At 40.9% G+C, this 22,194-nt stretch carries 22 protein-coding genes and 2 pseudogenes; 15 read left to right on the top strand and 9 right to left on the bottom strand.

Annotation, left to right across the window (positions count from 1 at the left end):
• Positions 1-373: 373 nt before the first annotated feature.
• Together HP552_RS27740 and HP552_RS27735 are read right to left on the bottom strand one after the other, a co-directional pair.
• Positions 374-856, bottom strand: coding sequence for a hypothetical protein (locus HP552_RS27740; protein ID WP_175398604.1), 483 nt, complete (start codon positions 854-856; stop codon positions 374-376).
• A gap of 536 nt (positions 857-1,392) precedes the next feature.
• On the bottom strand, positions 1,393-2,256 hold the full coding sequence (locus tag HP552_RS27735) for an SDR family oxidoreductase (protein ID WP_175398603.1): 864 nt from the start codon (positions 2,254-2,256) through the stop codon (positions 1,393-1,395).
• Between the two features lie 186 nt (positions 2,257-2,442).
• Between HP552_RS27735 and HP552_RS27730 the strand changes: the two genes are divergently transcribed.
• Both HP552_RS27730 and HP552_RS27725 read left to right on the top strand, forming a co-directional pair.
• Positions 2,443-3,027: a TetR/AcrR family transcriptional regulator gene (locus HP552_RS27730; protein WP_175398602.1), complete on the top strand. Its 585-nt coding sequence runs from the start codon at positions 2,443-2,445 to the stop codon at positions 3,025-3,027.
• A 524-nt stretch (positions 3,028-3,551) separates the two neighbouring features.
• Complete coding sequence (locus tag HP552_RS27725; protein WP_246311087.1) at positions 3,552-3,908, top strand: tyrosine-type recombinase/integrase; 357 nt, start codon at positions 3,552-3,554, stop codon at positions 3,906-3,908.
• 375 nt (positions 3,909-4,283) lie between these two features.
• Here HP552_RS27725 and HP552_RS35180 read toward each other — a convergent pair whose 3' ends face one another.
• From HP552_RS35180 to HP552_RS27705, 4 genes are all read right to left on the bottom strand, one after another.
• Entirely contained in the window at positions 4,284-4,553 is a 270-nt protein-coding gene (locus tag HP552_RS35180) for an EamA family transporter (RefSeq protein ID WP_246311118.1), read from the bottom strand.
• A gap of 202 nt (positions 4,554-4,755) precedes the next feature.
• A complete protein-coding gene (locus HP552_RS27715; protein ID WP_175398601.1) occupies positions 4,756-4,983 on the bottom strand; it encodes a Rid family hydrolase in 228 nt (75 codons plus the stop codon).
• A complete protein-coding gene (locus HP552_RS27710; protein WP_217506572.1) occupies positions 4,983-5,867 on the bottom strand; it encodes an alpha/beta hydrolase in 885 nt (294 codons plus the stop codon). The genes HP552_RS27715 and HP552_RS27710 overlap by 1 nt, the downstream gene beginning before the upstream one ends.
• A 170-nt stretch (positions 5,868-6,037) precedes the next feature.
• Entirely contained in the window at positions 6,038-6,931 is an 894-nt protein-coding gene (locus tag HP552_RS27705; RefSeq protein WP_175398599.1) for an MBL fold metallo-hydrolase, read from the bottom strand.
• Positions 6,932-7,188: 257 nt separating this feature from the next.
• Between HP552_RS27705 and HP552_RS27700 the strand changes: the two genes are divergently transcribed.
• Entirely contained in the window at positions 7,189-7,734 is a 546-nt protein-coding gene (locus HP552_RS27700) for a helix-turn-helix domain-containing protein (protein ID WP_175398598.1), read from the top strand.
• A gap of 170 nt (positions 7,735-7,904) precedes the next feature.
• Complete coding sequence (locus HP552_RS27695; RefSeq protein ID WP_175398597.1) at positions 7,905-8,114, top strand: hypothetical protein; 210 nt, start codon at positions 7,905-7,907, stop codon at positions 8,112-8,114.
• A gap of 125 nt (positions 8,115-8,239) precedes the next feature.
• On the opposite strand, the pseudogene HP552_RS27690 reads toward HP552_RS27695, so the two are convergent.
• Positions 8,240-8,472: pseudogene (locus HP552_RS27690) on the bottom strand (winged helix-turn-helix transcriptional regulator); the annotation flags it as partial.
• Positions 8,473-8,795: 323 nt separating this feature from the next.
• Between HP552_RS27690 and HP552_RS27685 the strand changes: the two are divergent.
• From HP552_RS27685 to HP552_RS27660, 6 genes are all read left to right on the top strand, one after another.
• Positions 8,796-9,818, top strand: a complete 1,023-nt coding sequence (locus HP552_RS27685) for an LLM class flavin-dependent oxidoreductase (protein WP_175398596.1) — start codon at positions 8,796-8,798, stop codon at positions 9,816-9,818.
• A 38-nt stretch (positions 9,819-9,856) separates the two neighbouring features.
• Positions 9,857-10,984 (top strand): NtaA/DmoA family FMN-dependent monooxygenase, encoded by a 1,128-nt coding sequence (locus HP552_RS27680; RefSeq protein WP_175398595.1) that lies wholly within the window; start codon positions 9,857-9,859, stop codon positions 10,982-10,984.
• Between the two features lie 39 nt (positions 10,985-11,023).
• Positions 11,024-11,983 (top strand): NAD(P)H-dependent flavin oxidoreductase, encoded by a 960-nt coding sequence (locus HP552_RS27675; RefSeq protein ID WP_175398594.1) that lies wholly within the window; start codon positions 11,024-11,026, stop codon positions 11,981-11,983.
• A 154-nt stretch (positions 11,984-12,137) separates the two neighbouring features.
• Positions 12,138-12,437, top strand: a complete 300-nt coding sequence (locus HP552_RS27670; RefSeq protein ID WP_175398593.1) for an ArsR/SmtB family transcription factor — start codon at positions 12,138-12,140, stop codon at positions 12,435-12,437.
• Positions 12,438-12,660: 223 nt separating this feature from the next.
• Entirely contained in the window at positions 12,661-13,677 is a 1,017-nt protein-coding gene (locus HP552_RS27665) for a zinc-dependent alcohol dehydrogenase family protein (protein WP_175398592.1), read from the top strand.
• A gap of 730 nt (positions 13,678-14,407) precedes the next feature.
• Positions 14,408-14,746 (top strand): DoxX family protein, encoded by a 339-nt coding sequence (locus tag HP552_RS27660; RefSeq protein WP_175398591.1) that lies wholly within the window; start codon positions 14,408-14,410, stop codon positions 14,744-14,746.
• Between the two features lie 170 nt (positions 14,747-14,916).
• Here the strand turns inward: HP552_RS27660 and HP552_RS27655 are convergent, their stop codons facing one another.
• Together HP552_RS27655 and HP552_RS27650 are read right to left on the bottom strand one after the other, a co-directional pair.
• Entirely contained in the window at positions 14,917-15,291 is a 375-nt protein-coding gene (locus HP552_RS27655) for a hypothetical protein (RefSeq protein WP_175398590.1), read from the bottom strand.
• A 946-nt stretch (positions 15,292-16,237) separates the two neighbouring features.
• Positions 16,238-17,320, bottom strand: a complete 1,083-nt coding sequence (locus tag HP552_RS27650; RefSeq protein ID WP_246311086.1) for a GntR family transcriptional regulator — start codon at positions 17,318-17,320, stop codon at positions 16,238-16,240.
• A gap of 244 nt (positions 17,321-17,564) precedes the next feature.
• Here HP552_RS27650 and HP552_RS27645 point away from each other — a divergent pair, with 244 nt between their 5' ends.
• From HP552_RS27645 to HP552_RS35845, 5 genes and pseudogenes are all read left to right on the top strand, one after another.
• Positions 17,565-18,902: an ABC transporter substrate-binding protein gene (locus tag HP552_RS27645; protein ID WP_175398589.1), complete on the top strand. Its 1,338-nt coding sequence runs from the start codon at positions 17,565-17,567 to the stop codon at positions 18,900-18,902.
• Between the two features lie 84 nt (positions 18,903-18,986).
• Positions 18,987-19,883 (top strand): carbohydrate ABC transporter permease, encoded by an 897-nt coding sequence (locus HP552_RS27640; RefSeq protein ID WP_175398588.1) that lies wholly within the window; start codon positions 18,987-18,989, stop codon positions 19,881-19,883.
• A gap of 31 nt (positions 19,884-19,914) precedes the next feature.
• Positions 19,915-20,733, top strand: a complete 819-nt coding sequence (locus HP552_RS27635) for a carbohydrate ABC transporter permease (protein WP_376768997.1) — start codon at positions 19,915-19,917, stop codon at positions 20,731-20,733.
• Positions 20,734-20,761: 28 nt separating this feature from the next.
• On the top strand, positions 20,762-21,745 hold the full coding sequence (locus HP552_RS27630; RefSeq protein WP_175398586.1) for a glycoside hydrolase family 43 protein: 984 nt from the start codon (positions 20,762-20,764) through the stop codon (positions 21,743-21,745).
• A 122-nt stretch (positions 21,746-21,867) separates the two neighbouring features.
• Positions 21,868-22,019, top strand: a pseudogene (locus tag HP552_RS35845) (quinone oxidoreductase); the annotation flags it as partial.
• Positions 22,020-22,194 lie beyond the last annotated feature (175 nt).

The raw sequence follows: 22,194 nt of genomic DNA, 5'->3' as shown, positions 1-22,194 counted from the left end.
TTGTTAAAGGCAGCTTAGCCTGGGATTTGTAGTAGATATTTAACGCCAAAGCTTTTTTTTATAAACCAAACAGAATTGATGAATTAAGGTTCACTTTCTTAATGATGATTTCAAAGATTCGGATAAAACAGACGGATCTGCAAAACAAAATTGAAGTTTTCTATTGATGAAATAGATGGAAACTTCAGTACATATTATTGGGGAAGGCAAGATTAAAGTTAAATCGATTGAAAAATTTAAGTTTTTAATGGATGGAGAACTTACGAAGTATACCGTAAATGATCAAACTCTCTTTTGGTCCTGTTATTGCTGAGGCTAGTATTAAAGCTGTAATGACAGCCCAATCAATGCTCCATGACTTATAACTTTTGTTCTAATTTTCAGTAAGAAGTTTATCTACAGAGGCACGGAAGGCTTCATAGTCAAATGAGTTAGATACTTCGTATCTTTGATAACCTTTGCTGTTACCAATTGTAATTTGTTTACTATTATCAATCCCAAAGCTCACTACTTCCGAATTATCACTCTTGTTTCGAATGTAGATGGTATAGGTATAGGCCGAATTACTATCATTAATGGGTCTATCTACTTTCTTTAGCTCCAGACCTGATAGTTGATTTGAAATTTCCTGGAAACCATTCATATCCATAATATGTGTTAAGACATCTTCGTTTGTCTCGGTTGATTTAGGGACACGAACGATCTGCAAATAAGCATTGTCAACATTGTCGACCTCGTCAAGAACAGCCTTTTGAAAGGTCGTACTTAAGGTAACAACATAATAAATAGCAAATGCAGCGGTAGCAATTACGATTCCTATAATTCCACCAATTAAAACACGTTTCTGTTCTCTCATAAGTCACTTCCTTAATTAGTAATTCTAAACCAACTGTTTAATAGTTATTTTCCGAAAATTCACCTCCGTGAGAGGGATCTAATGATGTAATGTATCTTTTAATTATACATAAAAATAGGAATTGATTTTTTTCATTTAACTAAGCACAACGTTTTATCAATTGAAGATCTTTATCCCGTAAATTATCATTTTGTGTCGAGGGACAAGAACATGGTTCCTTTGAAGTCGCTATTTTAGCGGCTTTTTTATTTTATCGGTACAAGTTCGTTTCCCGAGCCAAGGACAAGACTTGTACCGATTAGGCATATAATTAGACGGTTTTTTCCTCGGTAATTCATTAAATTAATGGGCAGGATAGTCTAAGATAATCCGAGGTTAACCGTATCATAAATGACGCAAATTTTGTGCAAAAGTTGAACGATTTCTTTTTAACAGGACTAGAATAACAATAAGGCCATCCTGGATCGGATAGCCTTATTGTTATTGCGATAGAATTATCTAGATAGGTAAATGTTAGCGAACAAAGTCTGCCTGGCTTACATCTTAGCGGCAATCGACGCCTTCAGGATGTCATGCACGGAAAGCGGCGAGCGATGGAGCAGGTTGGTGAGCGTCGGATCAATGTGAGCGAATTCGCCTTCCCGACTGGCGCGGAAGATGCCAAGCAGCATGTTAGCCTGTGCTTCAGGGACACCATGCGACACAAGTGTGTCGCGATATTGGTCGTCGGAAACGAACACGCGCTGGATGGGGCGGCCAGACAATTCCGAAGCAATGGCTGCGACACCGGTGAGGTCAATGGCCTCGGTCCCGGTCAGGCCGGGTGTCAAGCCTTCAAAGCGTTGCTCGCTCAAGGCGATTGCAGCAGCTTCGGCAAGGTCAGTGTGTGTAGTCCAAGAGACTGGACCGTCCTCTGGAGCGGCAAGCACGCCTGTCGAGATAGCATCCCCGAGAAACATTAGCGCTGATGCCATGTAAAAGCCGTTGCGCAGTGCTACAAAGGGGACGCCTGAGGCTTGGAGTGCATCTTCGGTAGCGGCGTGATCCTTCATCGGGGCGAAAAGTGACGAAGGAGACGAGCCCATGTGGCTCGTATAGACAATTCGGTTTGCGCCAGCTTTTTTGGCAGCTTCGATCGCCGTACGATGACTTTGAACGATAGCTTCACCGAAGCCGTCAGCGGAGATGATCAACACTTGTGTCGCGCCTTCGAAGGCGTAAGCCAGACTGTCGGAATCGTTGAAGTCACCTTGGCGTACACGTACGCCCTTTCCTTGCAATTCCAGTACTTTCTGAGGATTGCGCACGCTGACGCCGATCTGTTCTGCTGGCATGCGTTCTAGTAACTTCTCTACCGTCATCCGCCCAAGTTGTCCGCTTGCTCCTGTTACGATAATCATCTCAATCACCTTTCTTTGCCTTTTATTCGATAGTGTTGGTTAACCATCAATATTAGATTTGTTATACTGTATAAATGGTAATAGGATTGTGGTATCCGAACAACCAGCATTTAGCCGATTATGTTCCTTAAACGACATGAATGCCGATTTGTCGGTTTTGGAACGCCGGAAGGAGCAACATCGAATATGCCAGTCAACTTGGACGATCCTCGAGTGAAGCGGACGCGTGAGCTGATGCTTCAATCCTTTATGGGCCTGCTCGAACAGAAGAAAAATATCTACTCTATTTCGATACAAGACATTACATCTTATGCAACGGTTAATCGTTCCACCTTCTATGCTCATTTCCAAGACAAGTACGCGTTCCTGGAATGCTGGATGAGTGACAAGTTTCGCAAAATCGTGGAGTTGCGCTTGACGGATTACACCCTTACGGGAACGGACGATTTGCGAACGCTGATTCAGGTCACTTTCGAATTTCTGGCTCGTCTACGCCAGTATATGACGCCAGGTGACGTCCAATTCGAGCCGATATTCGAGGTTGCGATCCAGAAAGAGGTTGAACGACTGCTGCTCCGATGGCTCCATGAGAAGGTGGGGGAGCAGGCTTCTATTGCAGAGGGGATGATCGAGCCGATAGCGAAAGTGATTAGTTGGGGGATATTTGGATCGGCTGTACAGTGGAGCCGCAACCCTAAGCAGCGTACGGTGGAGGCAATGACGCGGGACTTGCTGGCCGTAGCCATAACGGTGTTGGAGCCAGTAAACTAACTCTGATACACCCATTACTCCGGTAATCCTTAACTTATCCGTGTTTTATGATAGAACTAACGTAGAAACGAACGATAACTCAATGTTACAAATAAAGCAGCTGATCCATGTGATCGGCTGCTTTATTCAACTAACGGGCAGTTATGTTTAATGAGGCGCTGTGATAAGATTGAAATAGGGGTGATACCATTGATGAGAAATATTATATTATTATCCTTACTTGTGGTTGGAGCGATTCTTATTTTAATTACTGCAATTCCGCTTTTTTCTTTTTATCCATATAGTGATGGCCCCAATTCAGGTCCTTTGAACACATGGGAGTTTGTTCGAATGTTTGCATATGACTCTTGGCCATCGTTTTTTATAATTGGCATATTCCTGTTGGTAGGTTCTGTTTACGGACTTCGGCGAAGATTTCACATAAGTCGACGCTAAACTAACGGGAAACTTTAGTTAATAGCCCCAGTCTAAAACCTTTTATTTGAAGCAAACTAGAATTATTTGCTCTTATAGGAGGTTTTATTATGATTTTAAGTGAACTTTGGAATCAATATGAAGCAGATAAACGAATTCAAGGGTTTAGCCCAAATACATTGCGTTCGTATGCTTTACAACTCAAGATGTTGGTTTCGGAACTAGGGAATGTAGATATTTCGGGAGTAACTTTATATCTTCTAAAGGAATACTTAGCAAAGCAATCAGAACGTTTAAAACCAAGCAGCCTAGGGCACCGTATCCGTTTTGTACGTTCCTTATTTCGCTTTGCATGTGAAGAAACCTATCTATCTAGCAATCCTTATATTAAACTTCGTGAGCCAAAAATGGAGAAGCGGGTACCTAAGTTTTTGATGGAAGAAGATGTGGTTCATTTAAAGATCTAATACTACTCTCCCTTTATTTAGCGGAACGATAGTTCCACAAAAGAGAAGTTCTATTCAAAATCCCACTCGGCAATGAAGTGGGGTTTTGTTTATATTGATATGTATATCTTGTGATCAAAAGATACTTTATGTTTTGATTCATTACGGTGATCCGTATCACTAGCAGTGGTAAGGCGAAGAATCGAGTTGAAGGTTGACGTATAATGATACGTTTGGAATTGGGTGCTTAAACTAAGCATTTAAACACTTATTGAAACGGCTGGCCATAGTTCGGTGAAAATACCGAACTATGGCCGTCTATGCTCGTATTTTTTTTATCTCCACCTTGTCATATCTACTCCAAAAATGGCCAAATGTTCTATAGTGCCTAATGTATTAATTCACAGTACCTCTACCTTGGCTGACTACAAAAAAGACACCGATAAGCGCAACCAGAGATCCTACCACCATACGCAGAGTGAATGGTTCTTTTAAGAAGAGTCGCGCTAGCAAAGCGGTAAATATAGGAAAGAGCGATAAAATAAGCGAAGAAGTCGTTGCATCTATCGTCTGCAATCCAGTAAAGAAAGATACCTGATGTAGTAACATCCCAATAAAAGCGAGCGGAATTAAGTAGATGATATCCTGTGAAGTCAATCGAATCATACGTCTGGTCAAGATGAGATGCCAATTAGGAACACGGAGGAGACTGCAAGGCGGTATGCGGAAAGAAGCATTGCAGGAAACTCCTGCAGCAAGAGTGAGCCGAATATGAAATTGCTTCCATAAAGAGTCGCACAAAGTAAGAGAAGCAGGTAAGTTCGCAAGCCGATGCGCCTTCTTTCAAAATTTGACTAAACCAATAGCCTTATTGGTTAAGCTGTCGTTTGATGGCAACCAGTTCGATCTCGATTTCAGCGCTACGTGGTAGCTTAGCTACCTGTACGGTAGTTCTTGCGGGATGATGATTACCAAAATAGTGACAATAACCGTCATTCATTTGCCCGAAGTGATTTAGATTCGTCATAAAAACGGAGGTTTTTACAACGTCTTCTAGGGTGAAACCAGTTTCAGATAACACATTCTGAAGGTTCATCAGGATCTGTTGGGTTTGTGCAATGATGCCTTCCCCGCTGGTGTGTAATTCTCGTCTAGAAATGATTGAACAGCTTGGAACGCTTGAACTCTATTTTTTTCGAGCAGTACCATATGAGTACCTTCCCCGATTTCCACCCAACGGCGATAAGCAGCTCCAGTTAAGGAAGTAAAGAAGGTTTGTGCCAAATCTAATGGTACATCGATATCCCACTCCGCATGAATGAGGAGTACAGGTACGGTGATATCTTTAGGTTCATAGAAGGCTTTGCCAACCGTCCAATATTCACGTATGTCTAGAATCGGTCCGTTGGTAGCGCGAATATGCTCAGGGTGTACGGTCTTGTTATGAGGATCGGAGGCCAGCGTTGCTTCAACCCATTTTTCAAACCAACCCTCAGGGAGCAAGCTATCACGTTTTCCTTCAGGAGCAGCACTTAACCAGCGTTCTTTAGTAGTACCTGCGGGCACAAGGCGATAAGAGCCAAGCGGGCCGCCTGTATCAATAGGGATTGGTTTGTTGCTCAGCCACTGAGGAGCAATAAGGGTTAACTTGTTCACTTTGTTATTATTACAGCTTGTATATGCCCCAGCCACCGTACCGCCCCAAGACATCCCAAGTACATTGACCTTCGATAGATTTCGATGCTTTAGGACGAAGTCTACGGCCGAGCCAAAGTCACGAACCCCGGTTTCTGTACGGACAAGCGGAGGATTCTGATCAGCAGGTTGCTCCATTTCTGGCGGTCTTGTGGATCCACCATAGCCACGAACATCTACTGCATAGACGTCATAACCGTGACTTGCGAGGTAATCAAGGAAGGTGAAACCGTCTAGCTCCACATCGTATAGGCTGCCAATTGGATAAGTAGCACCGTGGACCATGACGATCGTTTTCTCATTAGAGAAGACAGTCATAGATGCAGGACGTTTATTAAGGACCGATAGCTCAATACCAGGCGTATCGCTAGCTATGTTAAAGTTCTCAGATACGATGGAGATAGATTTGTTGAATGTATTGTTAAACATTATATTTTTCGCCTCTCTTCAATGTATTAGATAAAGCGCCAGTTGAAGCCGTCTTCGCTTCGGGTGACGTATCCCGCTGAACTCTCTGGGAAGTGCGTACTGAAATAGATAATTGGACGATCGGCAACATATTCCAAAGCCCAGCGGCGTGAAATTCGGGCCTGATCGCCAAATTCACAGTACATAGAATTCCAATCCGGTCGTATAACTTGGAATGGGTGATGCATGATATCGGCGCCGAACAAAGCTTCTTCACCACCCGATGAAAGACGAATAGACATTTGTCCGATACTGTGACCTGGAGTCGGAATGAATGTAAATATATCTAGAAACTTTCCGCCTTCTGGACCGATAGTTTCCGTCAAACCTGCCTCAACGATAGGAAGTACACTCTCTTCATAAACATTGAAATTTGCTTCATTTTCTTTGTTATGGCTCGCTTCGCTGGAATAATACTCTTGTTCTTTAATAGGGAATACGTACTTGGCATTGGGAAATGTAGGTACCCATTTGCCGTCAACTAGCCTCGTATTCCAGCCGACGTGATCCACATGCAAATGAGTTAGTAATACGTAATCGACTTCTTCTGGAGTAACCCCTGCCTCTTGAAGTCGCTCGAGATAAGGTAGCTGCAGATTGGCAAGATCCGGATTTAGTGGCAGGTTTTTATCGTTACCTGTAGCTGTATCAATAAGAATCGTATGATGGGGTGTCTTCACGACCCAGGTGCCAATACTCACGATGAGTTGCGAATTTTCGTCAAGCAAGCCCTCAGGGAAGGAGTGTTGATTCTCTTCTAATAAAGAGGGGTCCCACGTACCTGGGAAATAAACTTCTGGTGGAACACCACTGATTACCATTTCGGTGACTCGGGTAACAGTAGTATCGCCTACGTTGTAAATCTTAGGTAGCTTAGTCATATAGCTCATCGCCCTCCTTCAAAATTTCGCTGTAAATGAAATTCTATATTTAAAAAGAATTATGTGTACATGTCCCGGGAACGTATTTGCACATCAGCCTTGTTAAAATCTTAATCCAATAATGTCCTTTATTCAACGTTTTTACACCGAAATTGAACGACCGTAAGAAAGCTTGCTATTGCTAGATATTTTAATTATTATCAAAATATAAATTTCGCTGAGAGCGAAAAAAATCAAATGTGAAGGAGTCATGAAAGATGAATTCTATAGGCGAGGTCATTAGAAATACCCGCAAAAAGCAGAAATTAACTCTTAAAGAAGTGGCAAAAGCAGGATCTATCTCAGTATCTTTTCTCAGCGAAATTGAACGGAACAAAGCGAATCCGTCGATAAGTGTCCTAAAAAGGGTTGCCAATGCGTTGAACGTGAATTTTACTGATCTATTTGGAGAGAAAGAACAAAGCATCGTTGTGAGAAAAGACGAACGTAAACCGTTGGTACATTCTGAAGGCTCACGTATTACATGGTATTCCCTTAGCGAGGGAAGTAAAAATAAGATGGGACCAATCTGGGGGGTGCTTGAAGAAGGTGCGACTTCTGGTAATGTTGGCGTAGGACACAGCGAAGGAGAGGAGTTTCTGTATGTCCATTCTGGTTGCCTGGAGTTTATGCTTGGGAATGATAGATATACGTTAGAAGAGGGAGATAGTATATATTTCGATGCCAAGACACCGCATAGCTATAAAAATGTATATAAAGGTGAGACCTTGGTGATTGCCGTGTCGACGCCTCCAACTTTTTAAGTCCAAACCGAATTATACCTTCATATAAAATGAGCTTATGATTTGAAATAAATAGTATTAATAATGATTTGTTTCTTCTTTTCGCAACCCACTTTGACCTTAGCATTCAAATTATCGGTGCAACTAGATATTACAGTTGACCAATTATTTACTTGCGAGGAGGATTCAAAATGAAATTGCAAAGAGCTGATGAAATGGAACAATTTCAAAATGATAAATCTGCTAAAAGCACTTACATATTTTTTACTTTAGCGTTTTTGCTTTGGTCAGCAATCAATTTAATCTCGAAAGGTAAAACGGGCTGGGAGTTTACTATTTTGATGATAGGAAATGCAATTTTCTTTTGGTCAAGAGTCTTCTACAAAAGGAAAATGAAATAAAAGAGTGAACCTTAGACGGATGTCTAAGTAGGAGTGGAGGGTCTTTTTTAAACGCTGAGGCTGGATTTTTGTAAAAGAGAGCAGGCCCATTTGAAGAGAATCATTTGAGACGATCTATTCTTATTCTAGGCTTCATCGACTTTAGGTTTCACACCGTATTCTTTACCGAAATACTCCATCTTTTCAAGGATCGGAAGTAATTTCATTCCCTTGTCTGTTAATGAATACTCGACTCGTGGAGGAACCCTGGATAAACATCACGTTGAATAACGCCATCATTCTCTAATTCCTTCAGCTGCTTGGTAAGGGAGCCTTGAGATAGACCTCTAAGGAATTTTTTGATATCCGAATAACGACGTGTTTCAGGCTATCGCGTACATATCACTTTTTTCATCCATGAACTCTTGTTCAAATTCTTCATTGCAAGCCCTCATCCATATCACTCCTAATCTATAGGTACAAAAAGATGTACTATGTTCATTTGAATTGCCCTCTTTGCAAAAGAATTGAATACACTTATGATTGGCACAACAACCTAAACAAAATGATTTATTTACTAAAATATAAAAGAATAAAAACTTGTTTTGGTTTTATAGTTAGTAGCCTAAGTAATCATTATATTTTTCAACCCTATAGTTAGCAAGCTAAATAATAAATATAACATAGAAAGGAGTGACTGATGTGAATACAGCAAACGAACTAAGGCTTTCGATTTTGGATTTTGTTCATATCTATAACGGAACCGAGGCTGCGGAAAGTCTTCAGAATGTGACGGAAATGGTTCAACTAGCTGAACATTGGGGGTACAACAGGTATTGGTTTACAGAACACCATAACACAACAACCTTGATGAGTACTTCACCAGACTTGCTGAGCATGCATGCAGCAGCTCACACAAAAACTATTCGAGTAGGTTCCGGAGGGGTTATGTTGCCCAATCACAGTCCCTTGAAAGTGATGGAGAACTTTACGCTTCTCGAAGGATTGTATCCAGGGCGTATTGACCTCGGAATTGGCCGAGCATCAGGTACGGATGGCAGAACCATGTGGGCATTATTAAGATCCCAGGCATTAATGGAGGTTAATGATTTTCCTGAGCAATTAGATAACCTACTTTCCTTCTTTGCCCGTGACTTTAAAGAAAACCACCCGTTTAGTCACATCCATCCTCCCGGAGATCGTTCAATGGTTCCAGATATGTTTATGCTGGGATCTAGCGAGGGTGGGTTACATTTCGCCTTGGAAAAAGGATTAGGGTTTGTATTCGCAGCTCATTTGGCACCGCAACGGGCTATTCCTATGTTGAGAGCTTACCGTTCGAATTTTAAACCTTCGTCCTATTTATCTGAGCCCCAAAGTATGTTAGCGACGATCGTTATTACAGCTGAGACGGAAGAAGAGGCTAAATATATCGCAGGACCGGCGGAATTAATGTGGGCACAGATGAGCACAGGGACGATAAAGCTTACTTTCCCTACACCGGAAGAAGCTAAAAATCACATTTACACGCCTCATGAAGAGCTGGCTAGGGAACGTAATAAGGACCGCTTTGTGATTGGAAGTGTTGAACAGGTTGCGGAGCAACTTAGGCAAATTCCAAAAGCAAGTTTAGTGGATGAAATCATGATTGCAGACTTCTATCCTAATCAAGAGAGTCGTAAGAAAGGGCATGAATTGTTGGCTAAGGAATTAGGTTTATCTTAAGGAAATAAGTGAACCCGTGAAAAGGAGATCATTCAATTATGGAAGAAAGAAAGCTTAAACTAGGAGGAATTATTGATGGCGTGGGATGGAATTACACGGGTTGGAGACACCCTCATATTCCAGCAGATGCCAGTGAAAATATTGAGTATTACGTACAGAAAGCCAAACAACTTGAACAGGGAAAGTTCGATCTCATCTTTTTGGCAGACGTAAGTCATATTGGACCGGGCATGATCCCACACTATCTAAGCATGTTTGAGGGCGTATCTATTTTGTCTGCATTGAGTATGGTGACTCATTCCATTGGTTTAACCGCAACGATAGCGACTTCATATGCTGATCCCTTTACCGTCGCTAGGCAAATTGCTTCCCTCGACAAGATTAGCAAGGGCAGAGCAGGGTGGAATGCAATTACCTCCAATCCCGGAGGATTAGCCAATTACAGTCGTTCCCATTTAAAGAAAGCAGATCTTTACCCCATGAAAAAAGAGTTCTTGGAGATTGTTGAAGGCCTTTGGGACTCGTATGAAGACGATGCCTTTATACGTGATAAAGAACGTGGGGTATTTTATGACCCGCGTAAAATGCATCCGCTACATTATACCGGGAATTACTTTTCCGTGGAGGGGCCCTTAAATATCAGTCGATCGAGGCAAGGCAGACCGGTCGTCTTTCAAGCGGGTACTTCCCCAGCATTCATGGATGTTGCCGCGCAGCATGCTGAAGTCATCATGGCACCTGGACATGATTTGGAATATCTTAAGGCATTCACTGAGGAACTTAAACGTAAAGTGCAAAATCAAGGGCGTTCACCACATGACCTATTGATGATGCCTTCTCACAATCCCATCGTTGGTGAAACAGAAAAAGATGCATTGGAAAAGTTAAGAGAAATCGAATCATGGATGCCTCAAGGTTATCGAATGCCGAAACCTGGATTAATGGGATCTGCGGAGCATGTTGCCGAACAAATCGAACACTGGTATCGAGAAGGGGTTATGGATATCTTGCTTATTAGACAAGATCATCCAGCGGGATTTAAGGACTTTATCGAATTGGTTGTTCCTATCTTACAAGATAGAGGCATATTCCGTAAGGAATATGAGGAAGACACACTTCGGGGGAATTTAGGTCTACCTTACCCAGAAAATAAATACACGAAGTAACAATAGAAAAACTCGTTTAACAAGAGGAGAACAGATAAAATGACTAACAGAGTTTCTGAAATATTAAATATTAAAAAGCCAATTATACAGGGCCCGATGTCATGGGTTACGAATGCCGAATTTGTTGCAGCAGTAAGCAATGCGGGTGGATTAGGATTTCTAGGTCCAAATGCCGGTCAGGTTGATATAACTCGCTCACCCGAAATAAGTGCGGAAAGAATGAGAACTGAAATACAAAAAACAAAATCTTTAACGAATAATCCATTTGGAATTCCAGTGATCGTGAATCGTGATTTAGCTTACACATGGCCACTTATAGAAACAGTTATTGACGAGAAAGTTCCTGTTGTTCTGGTGAATGATACACTGGATGAAAGAATCTTTAAACCATTAAAAGAAAACAATATTAAAATTGTTTATAGACCCCTTACTCCTACTATTGAAAATGCAAAAGCTGCAGAAAAATTCGGAGTAGATGTTTATGTAGCGACTGGATTTGATGAAGGTGGTACGGTTCCAGAACGAGTTATTGGAACATTTTCGATTGTTCCAATGATTGTAGATGCTATAGATATTCCTGTAATGGCAGCTGGTGGTATTGGAGACGTTAGAGGAGTGCGTGCCGCATTCGCTTTAGGTGCTGAAGGTGTGTTTGCTGGCAGTGTCTTTATTCCAACAAAAGAAAATCCAGCAGCAGAAAAGGTGAAACACATGATTGTAGATGCTACAGCAGAAGATTTACTATTGTTCCGTACTTTACCAGCATACTATCGTTCTTTACCTACTAAATTGGCGAATAAACTAGTCGAAATGGATAAACAAGGTGCCAGCCGTGAAGAAACAGCACAATTGATGCGTGGATCAATTGGAATGCGTATCGGAATGTTAGAAGGAAATACAGACGATGGCTATATTTCTATTGGTACTGGAATTACTCCGATTAAAGAAATCAGAACAGTAAAAGAAGTGGTCGATACTTTAATGCAAGATTTTAATTAAAATATTAGGAACTTATAAAGTGGAATTACCTTTTACGTATTCAACTAACGGGCATTGATAGCTTAATAATTGTCCATGAAATCTCATTACTGTCTAGCTGGATTTTCATTTGTTGGATTGACATATTGCAAATCTTTAATATATACTGATTGACATGACCAATCCAATTGACATTTTTAAAGCACTTTCCAATGAAGCACGTATTCAAATTTTAGAATGGCTAAAAGATCCAAAGACCCATTTTTCGCCCCAAGAAGGGATTGATCTTATAGAGGTTGGGGTATGTGTAAGTCAAATCACAGAAAAATTGAACATGAATCAATCGACTGCCTCGCAGTATCTTTCAATGTTGCAAAGAGCAGGATTAGTTCATGCTACACGTTTAGGGAAATGGACATATTATAGAAGGAATGAGGAGGCCATTAATCAAATTGGTCAGTTCCTTCAAAAATGAACATGTTGGAAGCTGAATTCGGAAAATAGAATTCAGTTTTTCTTAAAGTAAACAAATCGATAATTTGCAATATATAAATTTTTTTTTTGAATTTCATATTTACATATTGCAATATGTTTATACATTTTAAGAAGGTGATTGTTAACGTTACTACACTTGTTCTTACCGTGTAGGTTGTAAATATTAAATTTAAAAACTTAAATGAAAGAAGGAGATTATTAAAATGAAAGCATGGCTAAAACAAGGACTTGGTTTGGAGAACATTAAACTGGTTGATATTGAAACTCCGAAGCCAGGCCCAAGACAGATTTTAATGAAGGTAAATGCTGTTTCCCTAAATTTCCGAGACAAAGCAATTGTTGATGGAGTATACATTCCAGACCTAATGAATAACAAAACGTTTGTACCTGTTTCTGATGCTTCTGGTGAAGTTGTAAGTGTCGGTTCAGAAGTGACAAAATTTAAAGTGGGCGATCGTGTCACATCCCATATGTTCACGAAATGGATTCAAGGAAAACCTAGTCCTGACGACTCTTTGTATGCTGTCGGTGGACCGAATGACGGCGGACTTGCAGAGTATATGTTACTTGACGAAGATACTGCAGTATTTACGCCTAACAATTTGACAGATGAAGAAGCTTCAACTCTTCCAATTGCCGCACTAACCGTATGGTTTTCTTTAGTTGAATATGGAAATATCAAAGCTGGTGAAACGGTTCTTGTACTGGGAACTGGTGGTGTATCTGTTTATGCTGTTCAAATCGCATCGGCTCTAGGGGCAAGAGTTATTGTAACTTCGAGTAGTGATGAGAAATTAACACAAGTTAAGTCATTAGGTGCAGATGAAGTTATCAATTATGCTAAAACTCCAGATTGGGAAAAGGAGGTACTTAAGCTCACCAACGGAAAAGGGGTAGATCATATTCTTGAGGTTGTTGGTGGTGAAAGTATTAATCGTTCGATTGAAGCAGCAGCATTACAAGGGAACATTTATATTATTGGATTCCTAGGTGGTATGATGGCAGAGGTTAACTTGTTTTCGTTGCTTGCAAAACAAGTGAAAATCCATGGAATCAACGTAGGGCACAAAAAAGCTTTCGATGATATGCAGCGGGCATTTAATCAATTAAATATTAAACCTGTAATTGATACTGTTTATCCATTCGAACAAGCAATTGAAGCATACAAACATCTTCAACGTGGTGCATTTGGTAAAATTGTAATCCGTATTTCCGAATAGTCGTATTTAAACTAACGGGAAACGTTAGTTAAATATAAATAATAAGAAGGCAGCAGGTCTTTGTGACGGCTGCCTTTTGTCGCGGGACAAGAACATGGTCTCATTGAAGTCGCTATTTTAGCGGCTTTTTTATTTTATCGGTACAAGTTCTTGTCCTTGGCCTTGGACAAGAACTTGACCGATTGCCGAAATGGACAAGAACATGCTCTTATTACTGATTAGACGTATATCTAATCGGTATTTTGCAGTATTTCATTAAGCTAACGGGCAGGTTAGTTGAACAAAATTTATTAGTGATATAAGATAAAATGAATTATCTAAAAAATCAGGAGAATAAAATGGAACAGGTAAATTTTAAGGAAAACAACTTAATAAATGAAAAAGCTCATAAATTATTTAGGGTACATAGTGAAAAACTTGCTCAACTTCTTCCTTAAGCTGATATCCAGCAATCGGGAAAGTATTCAATTGGAAATGTATTTAATTACATGTAATTACAGGAGGGGAACATTAAGCGTGTATTCTGGAGATATCGCTGGAGTAAAAGGTCCGATGGATAGTTTGTTCCAATTACAAAGTCAGAAATTTCACTGAGTGAAGTGCTGAAAATACTCATCTTATTCCTTGAAATCATAATTCATTCTTCTTGTACATGTTGGCAGGAAAAATGGAGTTAGGAATACGATGATAGAAATCGACTGCTTTAAAATAATTGATGGGAGAGACTGACATGATATTAATCATTATTCAAATACTTTTGGCTCTTATGTTTCTTGTTGCAGGAATACCGAAGTTTTCTTCATATCAGCACGTTGAAGGCTTTAAAACCTATGGGTATCCACAATGGTTTCGTATTTTCACAGGCGTTGTGCAAGTTATAACAGCACTCCTATTAATCATTGGAATATTTAGTGATGGACTAGCTGCAGTTGCTGGAGCTCTAGTTGTTGCGACAATGCTTGGCGCTATTTTTACGCATATAAAAATGAAAGATCGTTTCAAAAATATGGTATTACCAATTATGCTGCTCCTATTGGGGGGGATTGTAGTTTGGCAGAATTTAATTTAGGGAGAAAATTTATTAGGAGTGAATAATTATGGGGCATATCTTTAGTCACCGGTGATGATAGATGATATCGGGCGGCCTAGCTATTCGGCATCTGATGAGCCTCGAGATTGAAGCTGATAGTTTGGGTATTTGAATGATTACCACTTGAACTTTTAGAGTCGAGACTTTTACTAATTTGAGACGTTTAGAATGTATGAGTCAGTCTCGCCATTTATTCTAGAAATTTCAATTACAATATGATCGTAAATTGTTGTATTTGAGAATTGCCACTCTAATCTCCATCCATCTGTACCATTATCATCAATACCTAATAAGGTTTTAAATTTCCAAGTAGAAGTTCCCATTGGGACAAGCCAAAAGCTAACTTTTTCTATTTCATTCTTTGTAATTAATTGCACGTTCAAGGATCCGGTTTTTGTTGGGAGTTTGATCCAATTGTGATCCATATTGTAATTGGTCTTGATCTCATAATCGCTTGTGCGATTTACTAAAAACGTCCCCATTATATTTAATGTAAATAGAACTATTAAGAACATTTTACTCATGTCTAACACCTCATTTTAGTTATTACCTGATGTTACACTTAATATGTAGGGACAGTTAAATAGAAAAATATAAACATTAGCATCGTTAAGCTAACGGGAAACGTTAGCGCAGCAATAGAGAAGTTCTACGCAAGAAACCACTCCTTAAAAATCGGGAGTGGTTTTTGTTTATATACTAATGTATATTTTGTGGTCAAACTTTACTTTTTCTTAGATGCATTACGGTGAACCATATCATAAATAAGCACAAGTTTTTTTGCGGGGTTCCTTGCGGGGAATGGATTTGTATGCGTGCAGGTTTCAGGCCATGGTAACGCTGAAAAGGTACATAGGGCTATCGCTTTTTGAGTGGAGCATCCTCGTCACATCCACGGAGGGAAGAGGGCTTCGTGAATGGAGGAGACTCCCCGAGGCTGGGAAAGAAAAGTGTCAGAAGTGTCGATGCTGGCAGCGAACGTGCTTTTGACGGCACTTTCGCTTTTTCGCTAATCTTGGTCTATGACGTTTCTCAGCGCTGTTGGAAGAAAGGGTCATTGAGTTCCTTCAGTGTTCGAAAATTGTCATCGACCTGAATGAGGACTGCCGTCGGAAGTGCTTTTGCACGGTGAAGTATGTCCAATCTTGTTGTGTTTTGATTATTCTCACTTATACTCGCCTCGAATGTAAAGACCCGTAATAACCTTAAGACAACAGATTGGCGTGTTGTTTTGGCGAAAAACTAGAGCGAACTGCCAACTTCCCGCAACAGCTCCGCCATTCGTTTGGACCATTCATACCGTTATGCTCTAAGATTCCTTAGCATTCGCGTAGGAGATGCGAGTTGCAAGGGGTATGACCAAATTGGTAGTGAATCTTAAAAAACTGGGCAGACAACCAGGAACAACATCGCCGGTAGAACCAATCAATATCCCAGTTCATCTATCGCCTGGCTACAACGTTTGTCGTGTCAAGGGAAGATGAGTTGCACGGGAATGACGACGTTCTTAGGAGAATAAATATCTTCCATTTGTTCACGTAACAGCTTTACGGCTGTTCGTGCCATTTCCTGTTCATCCTGCTGCACATAAGCTACGCCTGAAAGATGTGGATTATCGAAAGATAGCAAATCGATATTTGAGTGATCGTTCAGACGACTGATAGCGGCCGATGTAAGGCGTGCGGTTTCTTCAGTCAAGGAGAAGGCAGCCGAAATTCCACTGTGGTCCTGCAAGAAGTCGCTTACATAGTCCAATGCTTGCTCGCCACGTAGAATGTCGAGAGGAATGTGACACCACAAGCTCTTGTCAATCGAGATGCCTTGATCTGTGTACGCCTGCTCGAAGCCGAGCGTTCGATCCTCGACGGCTGTATTGGCATTTTCAGGTGAGATGAGCGCAATCTGCTGATGACTCTTGGATAGCAAATGGGAGACCGCCTTGTACGCACCGCCGTAATTGTCGGATGTAATGGTGTACGTCTCAATGTTGCGCAGATAGCGGTCGATGAACACGCACGGGAATTTATCGAGCGACAGACGCAGTAATGATTCGTTGTACTTCTCATCTTCTGTCGGAAAAACGATCAGCCCCTTTACACCGAGCTCCGTTAGTGTACGAATGACGTTTGATTCAATAGAGGAGGACTCGCGCGTGATGCTTAGTATCATGCTGAGGCCTGCTTCTTGCAGGAATTGTTCCGTGTAGTCAACGAGCTTCTGAATGACACGGGTCCTCATCGTCGGAATGATGAAGCCGATGAGCGGCATGGAGGACGCGCTGCATGGGGATGGCGGAAAATTGATGCTAGAAACAACAAGACTAGAAGAGACGAATGAGCCTTTGCCTTGTACGCGTATAATTAATCCTTCGTCAGCTAGTAGGGTTAGGGCGTTCCTGACGGTTATTTTACTTACTCTGAATTCGTCCATTAGTTCTTGCTCAGAAGGAATGCGATCCGTTGGCCGAAGCTGCCCTGATTTAATTTTCTGAAGAATATCTTCTCGAATTTGTTTGTAGAGCGCCAGCTTTTTCAAAAAGTTGCATCTCCCCATAAACTTTATGATTTTATAATCAATTGGTTATATAAAGCATATTTCATCTATATTATAATACGGCATGTAAAGCGCTTACAATATGGGATCTGAGAATTTGTTGCGAAGGGGTCTTTTCTTTGAACGGTTAGATTTTATGTTAAGGATGGTGGTGCCAAGGTAGATTGAACCGCTTAATTTAACTGAACTAACTAGTCAGCCGACTTTTCAAATGCATAACAAAAAAAGAGAGGATGACGAACAAATGAAAAAACGCAGAACTTTAATCTCCATCGTTACAGTCCTTATTATGTCACTTGTTTTTACAGCATGTGGTAATCCTTCTGATTCAAAAACGGAAACACAGCAATTAGGCGCTGATGCCGGTGAGAATGCAACAGAATTGTCATTTTGGACATTCGTAGATTTGCACGGCAAGCATTTGGATAAAATGCTGGGTTTATGGAATCAACAGAACCCAGACAAACAGATTAAGTTGAATGTAACGGTTATGCCTTACGATGATATGCACAACAAGCTCTTATTGGCAGTTACAAGCGGAAAAGGTGCTCCTGATATCGCGGATATCGAGCTTGGTCAATTCCCTAAATTCTTGGAAGGTGACATCGTTCCACTGGAATCTTTGAATGATGTATTTGCACCATACAAAGACGTTGTTGTTCCTTCACGTGTCGAGATTTACTCCAAAGCCGACCAGGTTTATGGCTTTGATTATCACGTAGGTGCTACGCTTGCTTTCTACAACACTGAAATTCTCGAACAAGCAGGTGTTGACTACAAGACAATCAAAACTTGGGAAGATTACAAACAAGCAGGTATCAAGGTTTATGAAAAGACTGGCAAGTACTTAGGTACTGCTGATACATCAGCTACGTGGCAAGCATCGCTTCTGCTAGCTCAGCAAAACGCTGATTTTACAGATGAAAATGGTAATCCAAAAGTTAACTCGCCTGAAATGATTAAAGCGTATGAAATGTTAGTCGATCTGCAGAAGAACAATGTTATTCATACGATCCCTGGCGGACAACCCGACACAGAAGAAGCAAAAGGCGAATACAACAAAGGCAACTACGCAAGCGCATTGATGCCTGAGTGGTACATGTCCCGCTTTGTAAACGAAATGAAGGACCTCAAAGGGAAGTATGCAATTGCTCCATTGCCTGTATTTGAAGAAGGTAATCCTCGTTCCGTTGGCTTAGGCGGTACTGGCACAGTTGTTACTAAGAATGGTAAAGACGTTCAGTTGGCCAAAGAATTTGTAGCCTTTGCTAAGCTTTCGAAAGAAGCTACTACTGAAATCTGGAATACACTTGGATTTGACCCAATCAACATGGAAGTATGGAAAGATGATGCAGTAACGAAAAACCCTGACAATGAATACGTCCAATACTTTAAAACAAATGCATTTGATACTTTGAATGAAATCAAGGACGAAATTAGAGCGATCAAGTCCGTTAAAGCTTCACCGACCATCGGCAATATATTCAATACGGTTACCTTGAATGCTATCTTTGAAGATGGCCAAGACGTGAAGGAAGCGCTGGATGAAGCACAAGAAGCAATTGAACAAGAATTGAAATAAATATAATAAGTAAATGATTTGATTAAACCTGTCGGCAGGTATAGTAGTCGGCAGGTTTAACCATAGTCAAGGGAGATTGAGAATATGATAAAGAAATTTGTATACTCTCAAAAAGTTGCGCCTTATGTTTTTGTATTGCCATTTATACTTATATTCCTGATATTCTGGTTTTTCCCGCTTGTAAATTCGTTCGTAATGAGCTTTCAAGATAGGATGTTGGGACAGGATCCTAAATGGATTGGTGAAGCGAATTATTCGAAATTATTTACAGATAAAGTGTTTTTGACGTCGATTAAAAATAGCGTTGTGTACATGTTAGGAACCTTAGTGCTATTAATTCCTTTTCCCATGTTATTCGCCGTTATGATCAACAGTAAGTTAATGATGGGAAGAGAGTTTTTTAAATCTTCGTTCTTTCTCCCTGCATTGACATCTGTCGCAGTTGCGGGTACCATCTTCCGCCTTACATTCGGTGAAATGGAAGGTTCATTAATGAACAGTTTCCTGGGTCTATTTGGTGTAGAGCCTATTAAATTCTTGAAAGACGGAGACTGGAGTATGGCAGCACTGCTAATCCTCGCATGTTGGAGATGGACAGGTGTTAATATGCTTTACTATCTATCCGGTTTGAAAAGCATTGATAATGAATATTATGAGGCTGCTTCAATTGACGGGGCATCTGCTTGGCAGAAGTTTAGAACGATCACAATGCCATTATTGAAGCCGACCACGGTGTATGTTACGACAATTAGTGTTTATGCAGGTTTAGCAATGTTTACCGAGAGCCTGATGATGTTTAACGGTAACAATTCACCCAAAAATATTGGCTTAACCATTGTTGGATATCTGTATAGACAAGGGATTGAGAAGAATAAGCTGGGTTACGCAGCTGCAGTTGGTATCGTTCTGTTAGTCATTGCTATGGTTATCAATTTAACGCAGTTGAAATTTAGTGGAATGTTCAAAAAGGAGGAGGATTAAAGTGGGCAAAAGTCAGACGAGGAGTGACTTCATTTCGAGAATAGTAATTATTTGTTTATTCATTATACTATTCGTTATCATTATGATTCCATTCTATGCAGTGGCCCTATCTTCCTTTAAACCAGGTGAATCATTAGTTAGATATGGTCTTAACCTAAGTTTGGATTTTAATATCATGAGTTTTGACAATTTCATCTACCTGTTTACTGGAGAACATGATTACTTTGTATGGTTTTGGAACAGTATGACTTTAACTATCGTTCAAGTGATTTTAACACTTTTTGTAAGCGCATTTGTTGCATATGGTTTTGCAGCATATGATTTTAAAGGGAAGAACTTCCTCTTTATATGTGTTTTGCTCATTATGATGGTGCCTTTCGAAATACTGCTGGTTCCTTTATACAGCCTAATTAATGATTTGAAAATGGTGAATAGCTATTCGGCAATCATTCTGCCGGGTATAGCCAATGCCGCGACAATATTTTTCTTCAGGCAATATCTAAGAAGCATACCCAAAGAGATTATTCAATCTGGACGGGTTGATGGCGCAAACGAGTATGCAATTTATTTCAGACTAATTATGCCGATTATGAAGCCATCCTTTGCGGCAATGGCCATTCTCAATGGTATGAATAGCTGGAATAATCTGTTGTGGCCATTCATGGTGCTCGGAGATCAGAGTAAATTTACACTTCCAATCGGTTTGAAAACGTTGTTAACTCCTTATGGCAATAACTATGACCTATTGATCGTGGGTTCCTTCTTCTCCATCATTCCAATTTTCATACTGTTTATTGCTTTCCAGAAATATTTCATAGACGGTATGACTGCAGGTGCTGTTAAAGGGTAGTATATATTATGATGAAACAGGTGATAAAATGGAAGGCCAACAAAGAGCGTTACACGACATTCAACCATTGATTGAGCAGAAAGCTGATCCTTTTATTTACCGACATTTGGACGGTTATTATTACTTCGTAGCATCCGTTCCCGAGTATGATCGGATTGAAATCCGTAGAGCCCAGAACCTTGAGGGGCTTGTTACATCAACTCCAGTGGTGATCTGGAGAAAACGCGAGACTGGTATCCTTAGTGCCAATATTTGGGCGCCTGAACTTCATTTTATTGATGACAAATGGTACGTGTATTTCGCTGCCGCACGCACGACGGAAACGATTGAAGGCTTGTTCGACCATCGGATGTACGTTCTGGAGAATGAACATGCCAATCCGCTCGAAGGCAGTTGGACGGAAAGAGGACAGGTTCGTACCGCGTGGGAAAGCTTCGCCCTCGATGCCACTACCTTTGAGCATAATGGCAGCCGTTATTACGTATGGGCACAAAAGGATCCGCATATCGAAGGCAACTCTAATCTGTATATATCTAAAATGAGCAATCCGTGGACGCTGACTGGGCCGCAAACGATGATTTCGATGCCGGAATATGACTGGGAGATCATTGGTTATAAAGTGAACGAAGGCGCGGCATTTCTCCGCAAGGGTAATCGGGTATTCCTCTCTTACTCGGCTAGCGCCACAGATTTCAATTATTGCATGGGCCTGCTTGAAGCCGATGCAGATGCTGATTTGCTCGATGCCGCTTCATGGCGCAAGTCGCAAGCAGCGGTTTTCTCGACAGATGAGAGCATCTCGATGTATGGTCCCGGTCATAATTCCTTCACGGTGTCAGAGGACGACGAAAAGACGCTATTTGTGTTTCACGCAAGAACATACAAGAATATTATAGGAGATCCGCTGTACGATCCGAATCGCCATACATTTGTGACGGAGCTTTTGTGGACGGCAGACGGCAGACCCGATTTCTGCGGCTCTGTTGCAGCACTTGCACGTTCTGTACAGTGAACGAGTGTCCCAACAAGGTTGGTTGATGGATTTGAGTTCGTTTATCCAACTTGCCAAAGAGAGACAGTAAGAACAACGAAGGCACCCTACTGGGTGCCTTCGATTTCGCACTACAGATAAATTTGAAAGCACTCGTATTTAATAAATTCGGGGGACCGGAAGTGCTAGAATATCTTGAAATTTCGGATCCGGTTATCGGGCCTGACGAAATATTAGTAGGATGAAAGCAATTGGACTGAATTTTGCAGATATTTATAGAAGTAAAGGAAACTATATTCATGCGGCAGCAGGGGGCGTTGGACAGTTGCTTGTCCAAATTGCAAAGCTCTTCGGTGGGAGGGGCATTGGTTTAACCTTCTCTATTTAGAAGGCGACGGCAGTTAAGAATGATGGAGGGAATCAGGTTTTTTGACACGATGAAAGGTTAAACACTCTTGAAATAGGAAATG

Source organism: Paenibacillus xylanilyticus (assembly GCF_013359935.1).
Taxonomy (GTDB): Bacteria; Bacillota; Bacilli; order Paenibacillales; family Paenibacillaceae; genus Paenibacillus; species Paenibacillus xylanilyticus.
Note: the sequence above shows the minus strand (reverse complement) of the source record. Positions and strands in the feature narration are given on the sequence as shown.